At 39.8% G+C, this 15,054-nt stretch carries 15 protein-coding genes; 11 read left to right on the forward strand and 4 right to left on the reverse strand.

From position 1 onward, the window contains the following. Position 1 precedes the first annotated feature (1 nt). Genes H5160_RS18780 through ung form a run of 5 tightly spaced genes read left to right on the forward strand, consistent with a single transcriptional unit; the run spans position 2 to position 4,606 of the window. Complete coding sequence (locus H5160_RS18780; RefSeq protein ID WP_182711809.1) at positions 2–1,006, forward strand: iron ABC transporter permease; 1,005 nt, start codon at positions 2–4, stop codon at positions 1,004–1,006. Positions 1,007–1,010: 4 nt separating this feature from the next. Beyond that, positions 1,011–2,495, forward strand: coding sequence for a cobyric acid synthase (locus H5160_RS18785; protein ID WP_182738336.1), 1,485 nt, complete (start codon positions 1,011–1,013; stop codon positions 2,493–2,495). Beyond that, positions 2,488–3,087, forward strand: coding sequence for a cob(I)yrinic acid a,c-diamide adenosyltransferase (cobO, locus tag H5160_RS18790; protein ID WP_007376484.1), 600 nt, complete (start codon positions 2,488–2,490; stop codon positions 3,085–3,087). The genes H5160_RS18785 and cobO overlap by 8 nt, the downstream gene beginning before the upstream one ends. Next, positions 3,087–3,947: a cobalamin-binding protein gene (locus H5160_RS18795; protein WP_182716809.1), complete on the forward strand. Its 861-nt coding sequence runs from the start codon at positions 3,087–3,089 to the stop codon at positions 3,945–3,947. Before cobO ends, H5160_RS18795 begins: the two co-directional genes overlap by 1 nt. Next, positions 3,944–4,606 (forward strand): uracil-DNA glycosylase, encoded by a 663-nt coding sequence (ung, locus tag H5160_RS18800; RefSeq protein ID WP_182738337.1) that lies wholly within the window; start codon positions 3,944–3,946, stop codon positions 4,604–4,606. The genes H5160_RS18795 and ung overlap by 4 nt, the downstream gene beginning before the upstream one ends. A gap of 106 nt (positions 4,607–4,712) precedes the next feature. Here the strand turns inward: ung and H5160_RS18805 are convergent, their stop codons facing one another. Together H5160_RS18805 and tal are read right to left on the reverse strand one after the other, a co-directional pair. Next, positions 4,713–4,901 (reverse strand): DUF3545 family protein, encoded by a 189-nt coding sequence (locus H5160_RS18805; RefSeq protein ID WP_002961395.1) that lies wholly within the window; start codon positions 4,899–4,901, stop codon positions 4,713–4,715. Positions 4,902–5,125: 224 nt separating this feature from the next. Next, positions 5,126–6,076, reverse strand: a complete 951-nt coding sequence (gene tal, locus H5160_RS18810) for a transaldolase (RefSeq protein ID WP_002961397.1) — start codon at positions 6,074–6,076, stop codon at positions 5,126–5,128. 225 nt (positions 6,077–6,301) lie between these two features. Here tal and yaaA point away from each other — a divergent pair, with 225 nt between their 5' ends. Further along, entirely contained in the window at positions 6,302–7,081 is a 780-nt protein-coding gene (yaaA, locus tag H5160_RS18815) for a peroxide stress protein YaaA (protein ID WP_182738338.1), read from the forward strand. A 120-nt stretch (positions 7,082–7,201) separates the two neighbouring features. Continuing rightward, positions 7,202–8,158 (forward strand): mechanosensitive ion channel family protein, encoded by a 957-nt coding sequence (locus H5160_RS18820; RefSeq protein WP_024596180.1) that lies wholly within the window; start codon positions 7,202–7,204, stop codon positions 8,156–8,158. Between the two features lie 575 nt (positions 8,159–8,733). Here H5160_RS18820 and H5160_RS18825 read toward each other — a convergent pair. Continuing rightward, complete coding sequence (locus H5160_RS18825) at positions 8,734–9,054, reverse strand: BON domain-containing protein (protein ID WP_002961403.1); 321 nt, start codon at positions 9,052–9,054, stop codon at positions 8,734–8,736. Between the two features lie 273 nt (positions 9,055–9,327). Continuing rightward, positions 9,328–10,554 carry an ATP-dependent RNA helicase SrmB gene (gene srmB, locus H5160_RS18830; RefSeq protein WP_002961405.1) on the reverse strand — a complete coding sequence of 409 codons (1,227 nt, stop codon included), beginning with the start codon at positions 10,552–10,554 and terminating at the stop codon, positions 9,328–9,330. A 75-nt stretch (positions 10,555–10,629) separates the two neighbouring features. Between srmB and H5160_RS18835 the strand changes: the two genes are divergently transcribed. From H5160_RS18835 to H5160_RS18850, 4 genes are all read left to right on the forward strand, one after another. After that, positions 10,630–11,328 carry a tRNA1(Val) (adenine(37)-N6)-methyltransferase gene (locus H5160_RS18835; RefSeq protein ID WP_182738339.1) on the forward strand — a complete coding sequence of 233 codons (699 nt, stop codon included), beginning with the start codon at positions 10,630–10,632 and terminating at the stop codon, positions 11,326–11,328. Between the two features lie 156 nt (positions 11,329–11,484). Further along, the gene (locus tag H5160_RS18840; protein WP_182738340.1) at positions 11,485–13,494 is read left to right on the forward strand and encodes an alpha-amylase family protein; all 2,010 of its coding nucleotides are present in this window, start codon (positions 11,485–11,487) and stop codon (positions 13,492–13,494) included. A gap of 355 nt (positions 13,495–13,849) precedes the next feature. Next, positions 13,850–14,296: a DUF2147 domain-containing protein gene (locus H5160_RS18845; RefSeq protein ID WP_182738341.1), complete on the forward strand. Its 447-nt coding sequence runs from the start codon at positions 13,850–13,852 to the stop codon at positions 14,294–14,296. Positions 14,297–14,433: 137 nt separating this feature from the next. Next, a complete protein-coding gene (locus H5160_RS18850) occupies positions 14,434–14,901 on the forward strand; it encodes a YHS domain-containing (seleno)protein (protein ID WP_182738342.1) in 468 nt (155 codons plus the stop codon). The last annotated feature ends 153 nt before the right edge of the window (positions 14,902–15,054 follow it).

Raw genomic sequence — 15,054 nt, forward strand, 5'->3', positions numbered from 1 at the left:
TATGAGCGCAGTTAATACTCGCCAATCACTTGCGCTATTTATCAGTGCTGCAGCTGCTTTATTTAGCTTATTTGCAGCACTTAGTTTTGGCGCAGCAGAGACCTCACTTCAAGATGTATTTAATAGCTTTTTACTCTCAAATGATGCGTCTTTTAATTCGCGTATTATTTTTGAACTAAGAATGCCACGCACATTACTCGCCTTTTTAGCCGGCTCTGGCTTAGCAATTGCGGGGCTTATTTTACAAACGGTAACGCGTAACCCTTTAGCCGATCCTTACTTATTTGGTATATCGTCGGGTGCCTCATTTGGCGTGGTGTTACTTATGGCATTAGCAGGTATTAGCGCAGGTTTTATGTTATCGGCAGCAGCGTTATTAGGTAGCTTACTTGCCATGAGTTTATTAATACTTATTGCAGGTAGGCAGCAAAGTGCACAGGTAGAATCAATGCTATTAGCTGGTGTTGCGCTGTCGTTTTTATTTAGTGCATTTACCAGCTTGTTACTTTATTGGAGCGATCCTCAGGCGGTAGCCGCTATTTTATTTTGGACACTGGGCAGCTTTGCTCGTGCACAGTGGGCTACGCTTAGTTTGCCTTTATTGGTAATCACATTGTGTACGTTTGTAATGCTGAGCTTTAGAAGGCAGCTAAATGCTATGTTACTTGGCGATGAAAGCGCAATTACATTAGGTGTTAGGGTTCAGCGCTTTAGAATACTTATGCTGGTGTTGAGCTCATTAATTACCGCTGTGCTGGTGGCTATGTGTGGTGGTATTGGGTTTGTAGGATTAATGGTGCCGCATATTGTGCGCTTTTTTATATCCCAAGGCACCATCGCTGGCTTACTGGTAACCAGCTTGGTGGGCGGTACATTTATGGTGTGGGTTGATGTACTTTCGCGCTCATTGCTGAAAAACCAAGAACTGCCCGTAGGTGTTATTACTGCAGCTATTGGTAGCGTGTTCTTTTTGAGTTTATTGTTTTTTAGAAAGCGAAGGGTGTAATTCCATGAAAACCTTAATGGTGCAAGGCACTACATCAGATGCTGGTAAAAGCACTTTAGTTGCTGCCCTTTGCAGGGTGTTTGCTAAGCGAGGGGTAAAGGTTGCGCCTTTTAAACCACAAAATATGGCACTTAATAGCGCAGTAACAAAAGATGGCGGCGAAATTGGTCGTGCGCAAGCTTTGCAAGCAATAGCAGCTAAAGTAGAGCCAGAAATAGACTTTAACCCTATATTACTTAAGCCTAATAGCGACACGGGCGCACAAGTGATTATTCACGGAAAAGCCGTTAGTAATATGGAAGCGGGCAAATATCACGACTATAAAAAAGTGGCGATGGATGCAGTAATTACTTCACATAACCGCTTAGCTAAACGCTTTGAATTACTCCTTGTTGAAGGGGCTGGGAGCCCTGCTGAAATAAATCTGCGTGAAAACGATATTGCTAACATGGGCTACGCCGAAGAGGTAGATTGCCCAGTAATTATAATTGCTGATATTGATAAAGGCGGCGTATTTGCACACTTGGTAGGTACGCTTGCGTTGTTAAGCGAGTCAGAACAAGCGCGCGTAAAGGGTTTTGTTATAAACCGCTTTAGAGGCGATATAGGTTTGCTGCAAGGCGGGCTTGATTGGCTTGAAGAATACACAAACAAACCCGTACTTGGCGTATTACCTTATTTACACGACCTTGCGCTTGATGCTGAAGACGCCGTCGCAATTGATAATAACGTAACTAACGCCACAATTAATATTGCAGTGCTGCTTGTACCCCACATTAGTAACCACACCGATTTTGATGCACTGCGTTTGCACCCAAACATTAATATAAATTATGTGCGCCATACGCAAACGATCCCAGACGTTGATCTGATAATTCTCCCAGGCAGTAAAAATGTGCTGGGTGATTTAAGTTTTTTGAAAAATGAAGGCTGGGACACTCAAATTAAGCGCCACTTACGCTATGGTGGTAAAGTACTTGGTATTTGTGGCGGCATGCAAATGCTGGGCAATACGCTCAACGATCCCGAGGGTATTGAGTCATCATTAAAGCAAGTAAATGGGCTTGCTCTGTGCGATTTTGAAACCACGCTAACAACACAAAAAGTATTAACTAAAATAACCGCTACACTGCTTTTAAATAACCAATCAACACCCTGTAGTGGTTACGAAATACATGTAGGGATTAGCCAAGGTGCAGCGCTTAATAAGCCATTTTTAACCTTTGATGAAAGCCACCCACATGGCTTTACGTTTGATGGCTTTATTAGCGATGATAACGCCATTGCGGGCACTTATTTACATGGCTTATTTGATGAAGCCGATGCTACATCGCAAATTTTAAAATGGGTAAAACCAAGCGCCTCAATTAACCCAATTAGTATTGCCGCTCACCGCGAGCAGCAGTTAGAACGATTAGCAACCATGTGCGAAACGCATTTAAACATACAGCAAATTATCTCGATTTATGAAGGGCACAATAATGACTGAACAAAACAACGATAAGCATAAGCAGCGCCAACAAAAAGTAAAAGAACAAGTGGATGCACGTGTTGCCGCCGCACAAGATGTAAAAGGTATTTTTCAGGTAATTACCGGTAATGGTAAAGGTAAATCAACCTCAGGCTTTGGCGTTGTAGCACGCTGCGTTGGACATGGTAAAAAAGCAGCCGTTTGCCAATATATTAAAGGTACGTGGGAATGTGGCGAGCGTAATTTATTACAAGGTGCAGGTGTTGAGTTTGTTGTAATGAACACCGGTTTTACTTGGGATACACAAAATAAAGAAGCCGATACTGCAGCCGCGCAGGCAACATGGCAAGAGTCAAAACGTATGCTTGCTGATAGCAGTATTGATTTAGTATTACTTGATGAGCTTACGTATATGGTGACTTACGGCTACGTTGATTTAGATGAAGTAGTAACAGCCCTTAATAACCGCCCACCCATGCAGTCAGTTATTATTACAGGGCGTGCAGCACATCGTACTTTAACCGACCTTGCCGACACAGTAAGTGAAGTGCGTAATGTAAAACATGCATTCGACTCAGGCATAAAAGCGCTCGAAGGGTTTGATTACTAATGTTTAAAGCGTTTTTTATTGGGGTGCTGCTTTTTTGTGTATCGGGCAGTGCACTTGCAGAGCTGGCTAATGATTCTAAAAAACTGCGAATAATCGCGCTTGCACCGCACATTGTCGAAAACCTATTTGCCATAGGGGCGGGCGATAATATTGTGGGCACAGTTGATTACGCCGACTACCCAAGTGAAGCCCAAAGTATTGAGCGCATAGGGGGTTATTACGGTATCTCGCTTGAAAAAGTATTGGCGCTTAAACCCGACTTAGTTATTGCGTGGAAAAGCGGAAATCAAAGCGAAGATTTAGCCCAAATAGAGCGTTTAGGTATAAAAGTGTATTTGAGTAATCCCACCACAATCGCGGGTGTAGCCCACGAGTTACTTACTTTTGGTGAATTTACAGGGAATATTGAGCAAAGCCAACAAGCGGCAAATGCATTTACACAAAAGCTAAACGCGATTGTTAAAAGCCAGCAAGATAAAAAAGATATTACCGGATTTTATCAGTTATGGGCTGAGCCCATGATGACAGTAAGTAAAAACACATGGATAAATCAGCTGATTGAAACATGCCATGTAAGTAATGTATTTGCCGATAGCGTTACAGATTATCCGCAAATTAGTATCGAAAATGTTATTGTTACTAAGCCGCAAGTTATTATTATCCCTGATGAAAAATCAAAAACACCACAGCCGGTTGTTAATTGGCAAAAGTGGCCAGAAGTACCAGCAGTTAAAAATGATCAATTTATTAGCGTAAATGCCGATTTATTACATCGTTTTACTCCGCGCATGCTAGATGGACTCGCGGATATGTGTGTTAAAATAGACGCATCACGTAAACAGATTAAGAGTACACAATGAGCAATTGGGCTACATTTTTAGAAAGTGAATTACAGCAACCTTACATGCAGCAAACGTTAGAGTATGTGGCTAATCGTCGCAATGAAGGTGTTGCTGTTTACCCGCCTGAAGCTCAAGTATTTAGTGCTTTTGATGCCACCGCACTTAATGACATCCGCGTTGTAATTTTAGGACAAGACCCATACCACGGGGAAGGGCAAGCGCATGGCTTGTGTTTTTCGGTATTGCCTGATGTAAAAAAGCTGCCACCGTCGCTTAAAAATATGTACAAAGAGTTAGCTGTCGATATCAGCGGGTTTATTATTCCTGAGCATGGTTACCTGCAAAGCTGGGCAGATCAGGGCGTGTTTTTACTCAATACAGTATTGACCGTGGAGCAAGGGCAAGCGCATTCACATAAGCATTTAGGATGGGAGCAATTCACCGATAATGTAATTGCCCATATTAATAAGCACTGCGAAGGTGTGGTATTTATTTTATGGGGTGCACATGCACAAAAAAAAGGTAAAGGCATAGATAGCGCACGTCATCATGTTTTAAAAGGGCCGCACCCATCGCCGCTTTCGGCGCATAGAGGCTTTTTTGGTTGTCAGCATTTCTCACAAACGAATGAGCTATTACAAGCCCAAGATGAAAAACCGATTAACTGGCAGGTGTAAATAACCTGAGCTCTTAATAATAAATTTATCTCATGCAGCTATCTTCAGCGCATTAAAAAGGCTTCCATATAGTGGAAGCCTTTTTGTTTAGTTGGGGCGTATTGAATTAAAAATCGAGCTCATCAATTGCAATACTGTCTGTAAAGTAGTCTAGTTCTTGTAGTTCTTTACGTAGGCGCTGTTTGTCTTTTATTGCTTCTATTTCACGCCATTTTCTTTTTTTATTTTTCTGAGAGGTTTTTCTTGTTGTATCTGGTCCTTCTAATATCTCTAATATATCGTTTAGGCTATCCATGAACTTCTCCTATTGATTTTATTGACCTCAAGAATACCTATACCACAGGCCTAGTTAAAATAGAATAAAAAAGTGACAGTTATGTTACATAAGTGTGATTAATTGATGAAGGTTTATACGAAGATTATACGAAGATTATATGAAGGTTAAATAGAGAAGTAGCCAATTTTAGGCATAAAAAAACGCCGCTATTGCGACGTTTTCTAAAACACGATTATAGCAAATTACATTGCTTTAAAACGCGCTTCTAGTTGTTCTTGTGCATCAGCAAAAGAGCGAATACCTTCAGCCAGTTTTTCAGTAGCCATAGCATCTTGGTTATGTAACCAACGGAACTGCGCTTCTGTAAGTGGTTCTGGTTTTGGCTCTTTAGGAATATCTGTTTCTAGCAAGTATTCCTGTGCGCCTTCAAGGTTACCTAAATCTTCTAAAAGATTAGGGCTAATAGTTAGCTTGTCACAACCTGTAAGTGCAATAATTTCGCCTGTATTACGGAAACTTGCACCCATCACAACTGTTTTGTAGTCATGGCGTTTGTAAAATTCAAAAATGCTGCGTACAGACTGAACACCTGGATCTTGTAGCGGATCGGTTGGTTTTTCCATACCGTTAGCAACATGCCAATCTAAAATACGACCAACAAATGGCGAAATTAGAAATACGTTTGCATCGGCACATGCGCGAGCTTGGGCATCGCTAAATAATAAAGTAAGGTTACATTTAGTACCTTCTTTTTCTAGCTGCTCAGCGGCTTTAATGCCTTCCCACGTAGACGCTACTTTGATTAAAATTTTATCTTTGCTTACACCTTCTTTTTCGTAAAGGCTAAGTAGGGTATGTGCTTTATCAATAGTCGCTTGCGTATTAAACGAAAGGCGTGCATCTACTTCAGTAGAAATATAACCAGGAACAATCTCACTAATTTCTTTACCAAGTAACACGGCAAAGTAATCACATGCTAGTTCAAGTTGTTTAGCTGGCTCTTGCTCGGTTTCTTTTGCATAGCTCCAAGCTTTATCTAGGTAAGGCTTATATGCTTCAATCTCGCTCGCTTTTAATAAAAGCGACGGGTTTGTAGTTGCATCTTCTGGTTGATGCTTTTTAATAGCTTCAATATCACCAGTGTCGGCTACGATAGATGAATGTTGTTTTAGCCTTTGTAGAGCTGAAGTCATTTGCTTTCCTCATTCCAAGCAAGTTAAAAGAAAAATCTAATCACTCTTAATATATACAATCCATACTGCAACAGTGTGACAATGCTTGATAGGTCTTATGTCCTTATCAATAGAAAAACGGCAATGCATGGGTTATTAAGAGAGGATTTATTTAAACAAAACGTGCTTTTCGTTTCATTTAATGTTGAAATTGACACTAAATAAATTACAAGTCAATAGCTAACTATGATCACTGTTATTTCACCTGCAAAAAATCTTGATTACGAAACGCCACCCGCAACAGACAAGTTCACTCAGCCTGAATTACTAGAGCACAGCGAAGAGCTCATGAAAGTATGCCGTGAACTAACACCAGCGCAAATTGGCAGTTTAATGAAAATTAGCGATAAGCTATCTGGGCTTAACGCAGCACGCTTTAGTGAGTGGGCACAGCCGTTTACACAAAGTAATGCTAAACAAGCAGTGCTTGCCTTTAATGGCGATGTATACGGCGGTTTAGATGCAAGCACGCTTAAAGCTAGCGAGCTTGATTACGCACAAAACCATTTACGTATCCTTTCTGGCTTATACGGCTTATTAAAACCACTTGATTTAATGCAAGCTTACCGTCTTGAAATGGGCACCAAGCTTGAAAACTCGCGTGGCAAAAACTTATACGAGTTTTGGGGCTGCGTAATAGCGAACAAACTAAACGACGTATTAAAAGCACAAGACGCGCAATACTTAGTTAACCTTGCTTCAAACGAATACTTTAAAGCGGTAGATAAAAAAGCATTAAATGCACAAATTATTACCCCACACTTTAAAGACTGTAAAAACGGTCAATACAAGGTAATTAGCTTTTACGCTAAAAAAGCACGCGGCATGATGGCGCGCTACATTATCGAAAATAAAGTAACGCAATTAAGCCAACTTAAAGAGTTTACTGTGGCGGGTTATTACTTTAGCCCTGAGGCAACAGTTAAAGAGCTTGAGCCGGTATTTATGCGTGACGAACAAAATTAGGTCATAAGCTTAAATAAACAATTGAAAAGCCATGCATTGCATGGCTTTTTTGATACTGGCGTTATATTTGCAACTATATCTAATATTAATGAGATTATTAATTAAATAGGTGCAAACAAAATGATCAGTATTCCGTCAGTTGGCGAAGCCGAAAAACTAATAGAGGAAAAGCTCGGAGGGTGGTTTGATGTTGTTATCAGCCATATCCCTAATTTTATAGTGGCAATTGTAATTGCCATAGTATTTTCAATATTGGCGCGCTTTGCTGGCAAGCTGATGAAAAACGTGTTGCGCCGCTCTCTCGATTCAACGCAAATTGCCGACTTAATGGCGTCAATATTTAAAGTTATTGTGTTGTGCATAGGTTTATTTATAGCGCTCGATTTTGTTGGCTTAAAAGGCACTGTTACTTCGCTACTTGCTGGTGCGGGTATTGTGGGTTTAGCCATTGGTTTTGCGTTTCAAGACATGACCGAAAACCTAATTGCAGGTATAGCAATGGGTGTACGTAAGCCATTTAAAACAGGTGATGTAATAGAAACCGATGATGTGTTTGGTTCGGTGCATTCTATAAACCTACGTAACACGCTAATAGAGAGCTTTTACGGGCAACTAATACTTGTACCAAACAAAGTCTTATTTAGAAATGTACTAAAAAATTACACCACGCTAGGTATAAGACGTATAGAAGTACCCGTAGGTATTTCGTATGGCGACGACATAGAAAAAGCAAAAGACGTTATAGTCGATAAAATTAACGAATTTGACTTTGTAATACGTAAAGACGAAACCGCTGTATACGCTGAAGGTTTTGGCGACAGCAGCATTAACTTACTGGTGTGGTTTTGGATTAAATACCCAGGCGAGCCTGACTTTATGACGGTACGCCACAAAGGTGTTGTTGCCGTTAAGCAAGCATTAGACGAAGCTGATATTAGTATTCCTTTCCCAATTCGTACTTTAGATTTTGGTATTAAAGGCGGTGAGAAACTCGATGCCATGATAAGCGATAAAATAAGCCAGCAGTCATCCAATAAAGACAGTAGCGACGGTGCTGACTCTAGCCAAAGTGAGTAATTTAGTTAAAACTCATTAGGCAAAAGCATTGGGAAATAGTTACTTACCAACAGCGCAATTTTACAGAGTAAAATTGCGCTTTTTTATAAATGGATTATTAGCTAAAAGTTTAAATACCTAGTTTTGTGTTTATTGAATATCAATTCAGATTAGTTGCGTTTGGCCATGGGAGTATTAACAAGTAAGATTAGTGTTTACCCAACGATTTTTTTACTGCCTTGCCGCACACTCTGAAAAAACGCTCTCATCTATTTCAATAACTAAATAAATCATCCTTTTTAAGCCCGTTAGGTCGGCTAAAGAATCTGTGTAAGCTTTTTCAGTATCAATTGGGTTAACTTAAGGGTTAAAAGAGCAAAGACAAACACGCTAGCGTCAATTCTAAATCTATCTTCTTAAGTATAAGTGTGAGCTATCGTTTTAGGGGGAGGAATAATCGTATTGCTTAGGCTTTATTTTATCTTCTTCACAGCTGCAAAATTTGCCTTAAAACAGAATATAAAAAAGCGCAGCTTGTGTTGGAGTAACAAGCCGCGCTTATGAATTAGTTATACAAATAGGTTTTGTGGTGCGTATTAAATAACGCTAATTTTGTTACGAATGATTTTAACCCCATCTATATTTTCTAGAAATTTTTGAGCTAGTGCGCGCTGAAAACCAGTTTGTGCTTCACCGTATAAATCTACTTCACCATTTTTTACCTGCACACGAATATCACTTAACGCCAGGTTAGGGTTAGTTCGTAGGGTGTTGGTGATAGTTTGTTGTAGGTTAGGTTGAGTGGCTACACTGCTTACTACGGCCATGTTGGTTGCTGCACTTACCTTTGTAGCGCAAGCTAATAAAAATAAACAACAAAATGATACTAAAGCGATAGTTAACTTGAAGCGGTTCATAACTTAATCCTTACATTACGGTGAATAGTGCAGCCACAAAATGGAAATTCCATCGGCTAGGTTATCTTTGTAGTTACAATTTCAGTGCCAATATTAACGCTATGAAATATAAGGTGATTTTATTAAGTGGGAATTAAGGTGGGCAAAAATTACATTTAAATGAGTATGAGTTACATGCTTGGGTTACATATGTAACAGGTACAAACACCAGAGCCTGTAAGGCTTGCATTAAAAAAGCCGACAAAAGTCGGCTTAGAATAAAAATATGTTAGGTTACTTTTTCTTTTTAACCTTGGCCTTTTTCTTGGCTTTCATTTTTACTGGATCTTTACGCTTTTTAGCCGGCGGCTTAGCTTCTTTATGCTGTGGCTCAACACCTTTAATTACACGGCGTTTTAGTTTTTGTTCAACGTAGCGCTCTACTTTATACAAAATACCAATGTCGTGTGCTTCAACTAAAGATATTGCAATCCCTTTTTTACCAGCACGGCCAGTACGACCAATACGGTGTACGTATACGTCGGCAGTGCGCGGCATATCAAAGTTAATAACGTGGCTAATGTCAGATACGTCAATACCACGTGCAGCTACGTCGGTAGCAATTAAGATACGTGTTTTGCCACTGTGGAAGTTTTCCATGGCTTTCATACGTTTGTCTTGTGGCATTTCGCCGCGTAACCAAGCTGCTTTAACGCCATTATTGGTTAGCTCGCCAATCAGTGTTTCTAAACGCTCACGGGTTTTAACAAACACAATTGCTTTAGTCACATCTGGACCATTTAAGGTATTTACTAAAAGCTCTAGTTTGTGATGATAGTCATCGGCTAAATGTACCCACTGGTGAATTTTAGCTTTTTCTTTACGTGACGATTCAGCTTCTAATAGAGCAGGGTCGTTTAATGTTTTTTCAGCAAACCTTTCTACGCTGTCACCTTCGAGTGTTGCTGAGAATAAAAAACATTGGCGACGATTTTTAGCTTCGTCACAAATACGGCTCATTTCTTTTTTGAAACCCATATCTAACATGCGATCTGCTTCATCGATAATAAGCATTTCTACGTGTTCAGCATGAAAGTTTTCGGTTTCTAGGTATTCCATTAATCGACCTGGTGTGGCGATTAAAATATCGTTATTTTTTTCAAAAATTTCTTTATGCGTGCCGTAGTTAATACCGCCTGTTACTACACCAATTTTTAGGTGTGTGCGTTTAGCTAGCAGTTCACATTGTTCATGAATTTGATAAGCCAACTCACGAGTCGGGGTCATAACGAGGACGCGCGCAAAACCAGGATCACGACGTGGGAAATCCAGTAAGTACTGAATAGCCGGAATTAAAAATGCCGCTGTTTTACCTGTACCAGTAGGCGCAGATGCTAAAATATCGCGCCCCTGTAGTGCTTCAGGAATAGCTTGTTGTTGAATGCTGGTTGGCGTCTCGTAGCCCATTTTATTAATGGCATCGAGTAGCTTGTTATCAAGATCAAATTCAGAAAATTGCATAGAGTGTCTAAAATAAGGGACAATTACCCTGATTATACGCGCTATGCTGCGCTTGGTGAATGAAAAGGTGAAAAAATGTCTGGTTTTGTATTTAAACAATTTAAAGTTGAACACGACCACTGTGCAATGAAAGTTTCTACCGATGGCATTTTGCTTGGCGCATGGGCTTATTTAAGCGGTGCAAAGTCATTACTTGATATAGGCACAGGCACCGGCTTACTAGCATTAATGTGTAAGCAGCGCAGTAATGAGCTTGATATAACTGCGGTAGAAATTGACGAAAGCGCCTATACCCAAGCATTGCAAAATGTAGCTAATAGTCCGTGGCCAACAATAAGTATTAAGCACCAAACTATTCAAAGCTTTAGTAGCGAAGTTAAGTTTGATGTTGTTATCTCTAATCCACCGTATTTTAATCACAGTTTAAAAGGCGATAATGCTGCGCGTAATACCGCGCGCCATACCGACGGCTTAAGTTTTGAAGAGTTAATTAATGCCTTTAAACGCTTAAGCCATAGCCGCTCTCGCTTTAGCTTAATACTCCCAAGCGTTGAAGGTGCATTATTTATTGAGCTTGCTACTCAAAATGGGCTTTATTTAAATACTTATTGCCAAGTAAAAGCCACGCCTAATAAAGATATTAGCCGCAGTTTAATGGCATTTAGCTACGTAAAAAGCGATATAGAAACATCAATTCTGTGCATTAGAAACTTAGATAATACCTACACCGCTGATTATATAGCCCTGTGCAAAGCATTTTATTTGAAAATGTAAATTGCCAAGTTATGTAGGTTATCTAGTAATAAAGGATAATTTACCTATTATGCATACGTATTCAGTTTTTATTTAATCAATTCCCAATCTAGTGTTAACCACTTGTAAACAATGTCGAGTAGTTGTTTTGCTCGCTCAACAGTTGGATCACACACTATGAAACTCAATAAAATAATTACCACCGCAGGTTTAAGCCTAGGGTTGCTCTTACCTAGTATTGCCACAGCTACGCCCACCACATTTGTGCATTTGTTTGAATGGAATTGGCAAGATGTAGCGCAAGAATGTGAGCAATACCTAGGACCAAAAGGCTACGCTGCAGTACAGGTCTCGCCGCCTAATGAGCACATTACAGGAAGCCAATGGTGGACACGTTATCAGCCAGTAAGTTATGAATTGCAAAGTCGTGGCGGAAACCGTGCGCAGTTTATCGATATGGTAAATCGCTGTAGTGCAGCTGGGGTTGATATTTACGTTGATACGCTTATTAATCATATGGCAGCAGGAAGTGGCACTGGCACAGCGGGAAATAGCTTTGGTAATAAAAGCTTTCCTATTTATAGCCCACAAGATTTTCATGAAAGTTGTACCATTAATAGTTCTGACTATGGCAACGATCGCTACCGAGTACAAAATTGTGAACTCGTTGGACTTGCCGATTTAGATACCGCTTCAAACTATGTGCAAAATACCATTGCAGCATATATTAACGACTTACAAGCTATTGGCGTAAAAGGCTTTCGGTTTGATGCTTCTAAACATGTTGCAGCAAGCGATATCCAAAGTTTAATGGCCAAAGTAAATGGCTCGCCAGTGGTTTTTCAAGAAGTGATTGATCAAGGTGGGGAGGCTGTTGGTGCCTCTGAATATTTAAGCACAGGTTTAGTAACTGAATTTAAATATAGCACTGAGCTTGGTAACACTTTTAGGAACGGCTCGCTTGCATGGCTGAGTAATTTTGGCGAAGGGTGGGGCTTTATGCCAAACTCTTCTGCGGTAGTCTTTGTAGATAATCACGACAATCAGCGCGGGCATGGCGGCGCTGGTAATGTTATTACCTTTGAAGATGGCCGCTTATATGACTTAGCCAATGTATTTATGTTGGCTTATCCGTACGGTTATCCAAAAGTAATGTCGAGTTATGATTTTCATGGTGATACAGATGCTGGTGGGCCAAATGTACCTGTACATAATAATGGTAACTTAGAGTGTTTTGCTAGTAATTGGAGGTGTGAACATCGCTGGTCATATATTGCAGGCGGGGTCGATTTTAGAAATAACACCGCCGACAATTGGGCAGTAACAAACTGGTGGGATAACACAAATAATCAAATTTCATTTGGCCGAGGTAGCTCGGGTCATATGGCTATTAATAAAGAAGACTCAACACTTAGAGCAACTGTGCAAACCGATATGGCGCCAGGGCAATACTGTAATGTGTTAAAAGGCGAGTTGTCAGCTGATGCTAAAAGTTGTAGTGGTGAGGTTATAACGGTTAATTCCGACGGTACTATTAATCTTAATATTGGCGCTTGGGATGCGATGGCAATTCATAAAAATGCCAAGTTAAATACAAGTTCTGCCTCAAGCACTGAAAGTGACTGGCAGCGAACGGTTATTTTTATTAATGCACAAACACAAAGTGGACAAGATATGTTTTTGCGCGGTGGAATTGACCACGCTTATGCAAACGCAAATCTGGGCCGAAATTGCCAAACAAGTAATTTTGAGTGTGCAATGCCTATTCGTCATAATAATTTAAAAAACGTGACAACAAGCCCTTGGAAAGCAAATGATAACTACCTTGATTGGTATGGTATAGAAAATGGGCAAAGTAGCGAAGCAGAAGGTTCTGCGACCGACTGGACAACGAATGTTTGGCCTGCAGGTTGGGGCGCTGAAAAAACGCTAAACACCGATGGTTTTGGTGTAACACCATTAAATATATGGGGCGAACACTATTGGATGCTTGATGTGGATATGGATTGCAGTAAAGCGGTTAATGGGTGGTTTGAGCTAAAAGCATTCATTAAAAATGGCCAAGGATGGGAGACTGCTATTGCTCAAAACAATACACCTTATACAAGCACTAATCATATGGCGCAATGCGGAAAAGTTAATAAATTTGAGTTTAATAATTCAAGTGTAGTAATTCGTAGTTTTTAAAAAATAAATAAAAAGCCTATATTTGAACCTAAGCCTAAGCTAATGGTTATTAGTTTAGGCTTTTTGCTTTTTAATCTGAACTCTGGTTAAGAGATTTACTAACATATTGAATCATGATGATATTTAAATTTATTTTCTCTAGCCAGAGATTTTCAGTGAAAACAAGGCGAATTTACGCGTCAATAGCTGGCCTATTGCAAGTAAATTTAACGCAGTTAGCGCTGAAAATAGCTGCTCGAGATAGATTTATTATCCAGAGTTCAGGTTTATTATTTTAAGTACAGCGCTTTAATAGTGTGTTTATAAATCACCTGTTATGATTAAGTCATTAGTCACTTGATTTAAAGACAACACAATGAAAAAGTTAAATAAAATAGCATTACTTAGCACGTTAGCAGCCACCATTTTTGCAAGCCAAAGTGTGCTTGCTGCTATTACGCCAGTAGGCCTTTGGAAAACGATTGATGAGGATACAAACCAAGCTAAGTCGTATGTACGTATTACCCAAACCAACGGTGTATTAAGCGGCAAAGTTGAAACCATTCTTAACCCTGCAAAACAAAATGATATATGCAGTAAGTGTGATGATGAGCTAAAAGATCAGCCTATTTTAGGAATGACTATAATCACTGATGTAAAAGCACAAGATGATGGCATCTGGGGAGACGGTGAAATACTCGACCCAACAAATGGTAAAACCTACACCTTACAATTAACCCCACAAGATGAAGGTAAAAAGCTCGAAGTGCGCGGTTACATTGGCTTTTTTTACCGAAACCAATATTGGCTAAGAGTAGAGTAAGTTTTACTACTTACTTAATTACTAAACGTTAAATAATTAAGCATTAACTGAAATCATTTTTGCGCTTTGCCTTTCTTACTCACTAAGCCTGCCATATTTAATTGGCATAAAACTTTGAGTAAATAAAAGGGTAAAATATGATTAAGTACATAGTTGCTTTAATAATGCTTAGCACACTGTTAATAAGCGGTGCGGCAAACGCAAAGGATGATGCTGTAAATACGGGTTGGTTTAATAACACGGCTATTAAAGGGTACGACAGTGTTGCTTATTTTACCCAAAATAAAGCCATTAAAGGCAATGACAAATATACGTTTAGTTATTTAGGTACCGACTGGTATTTTTCGAGTGAAGAAAACAAAACGGCATTTGCAGAAAACCCAAAGCGTTATGCACCGCAATACGGTGGTTGGTGTGCTTATGCAATGGCTGATGAAGGTAACGCTGTAGGTATAGACCCAGAAGCATTTTACATTCACGAAGGTAAGCTTTACTTAAACTATAGCGAAAGCGTGCAGCAAAAATGGTTAAGTAATTTACTACCGTACATTGTTATGGCAGATGGGTACTACCCACAAACGACCAATGTGATGACGTTTCAATAAATTACTCATATTATTAGGGTCTGTTGAACTTTGCGGATTAAAATTTGTTCAAACTAGGGGCTATTTAATCGCGGCGCGAGATTTGTAACCTAGTGGGCTAAGTAAAAACCGAGCAAAGCTTCCGCGTCCTGCTCACGCCCCTTACCTACATCC

The sequence above is a fragment of the Pseudoalteromonas sp. SG43-4 genome, assembly GCF_014164325.1.
Lineage (GTDB): Bacteria > Pseudomonadota > Gammaproteobacteria > Enterobacterales > Alteromonadaceae > Pseudoalteromonas > Pseudoalteromonas distincta.

Bases quoted from the DNA above. Each gene is read 5' to 3' on its own strand.
- H5160_RS18820 (WP_024596180.1), top strand. From the start codon at position 7,202: ATGATCAGTATTCCGTCAGTTGGCGAAGCCGAAAAACTAATAGAGGAA.
- yaaA (WP_182738338.1), top strand. From the start codon at position 6,302: ATGATCACTGTTATTTCACCTGCAAAAAATCTTGATTACGAAACGCCA.
- srmB (WP_002961405.1), bottom strand. From the start codon at position 10,554: ATGCAATTTTCTGAATTTGATCTTGATAACAAGCTACTCGATGCCATT.
- cobO (WP_007376484.1), top strand. From the start codon at position 2,488: ATGACTGAACAAAACAACGATAAGCATAAGCAGCGCCAACAAAAAGTA.
- H5160_RS18845 (WP_182738341.1), top strand. From the start codon at position 13,850: ATGAAAAAGTTAAATAAAATAGCATTACTTAGCACGTTAGCAGCCACC.
- H5160_RS18785 (WP_182738336.1), top strand. From the start codon at position 1,011: ATGAAAACCTTAATGGTGCAAGGCACTACATCAGATGCTGGTAAAAGC.
- H5160_RS18780 (WP_182711809.1), top strand. From the start codon at position 2: ATGAGCGCAGTTAATACTCGCCAATCACTTGCGCTATTTATCAGTGCT.
- H5160_RS18805 (WP_002961395.1), bottom strand. From the start codon at position 4,901: ATGGATAGCCTAAACGATATATTAGAGATATTAGAAGGACCAGATACA.
- H5160_RS18835 (WP_182738339.1), top strand. From the start codon at position 10,630: ATGTCTGGTTTTGTATTTAAACAATTTAAAGTTGAACACGACCACTGT.
- H5160_RS18850 (WP_182738342.1), top strand. From the start codon at position 14,434: ATGATTAAGTACATAGTTGCTTTAATAATGCTTAGCACACTGTTAATA.
- tal (WP_002961397.1), bottom strand. From the start codon at position 6,076: ATGACTTCAGCTCTACAAAGGCTAAAACAACATTCATCTATCGTAGCC.
- H5160_RS18825 (WP_002961403.1), bottom strand. From the start codon at position 9,054: ATGAACCGCTTCAAGTTAACTATCGCTTTAGTATCATTTTGTTGTTTA.
- ung (WP_182738337.1), top strand. From the start codon at position 3,944: ATGAGCAATTGGGCTACATTTTTAGAAAGTGAATTACAGCAACCTTAC.
- H5160_RS18795 (WP_182716809.1), top strand. From the start codon at position 3,087: ATGTTTAAAGCGTTTTTTATTGGGGTGCTGCTTTTTTGTGTATCGGGC.
- H5160_RS18840 (WP_182738340.1), top strand. From the start codon at position 11,485: ATGAAACTCAATAAAATAATTACCACCGCAGGTTTAAGCCTAGGGTTG.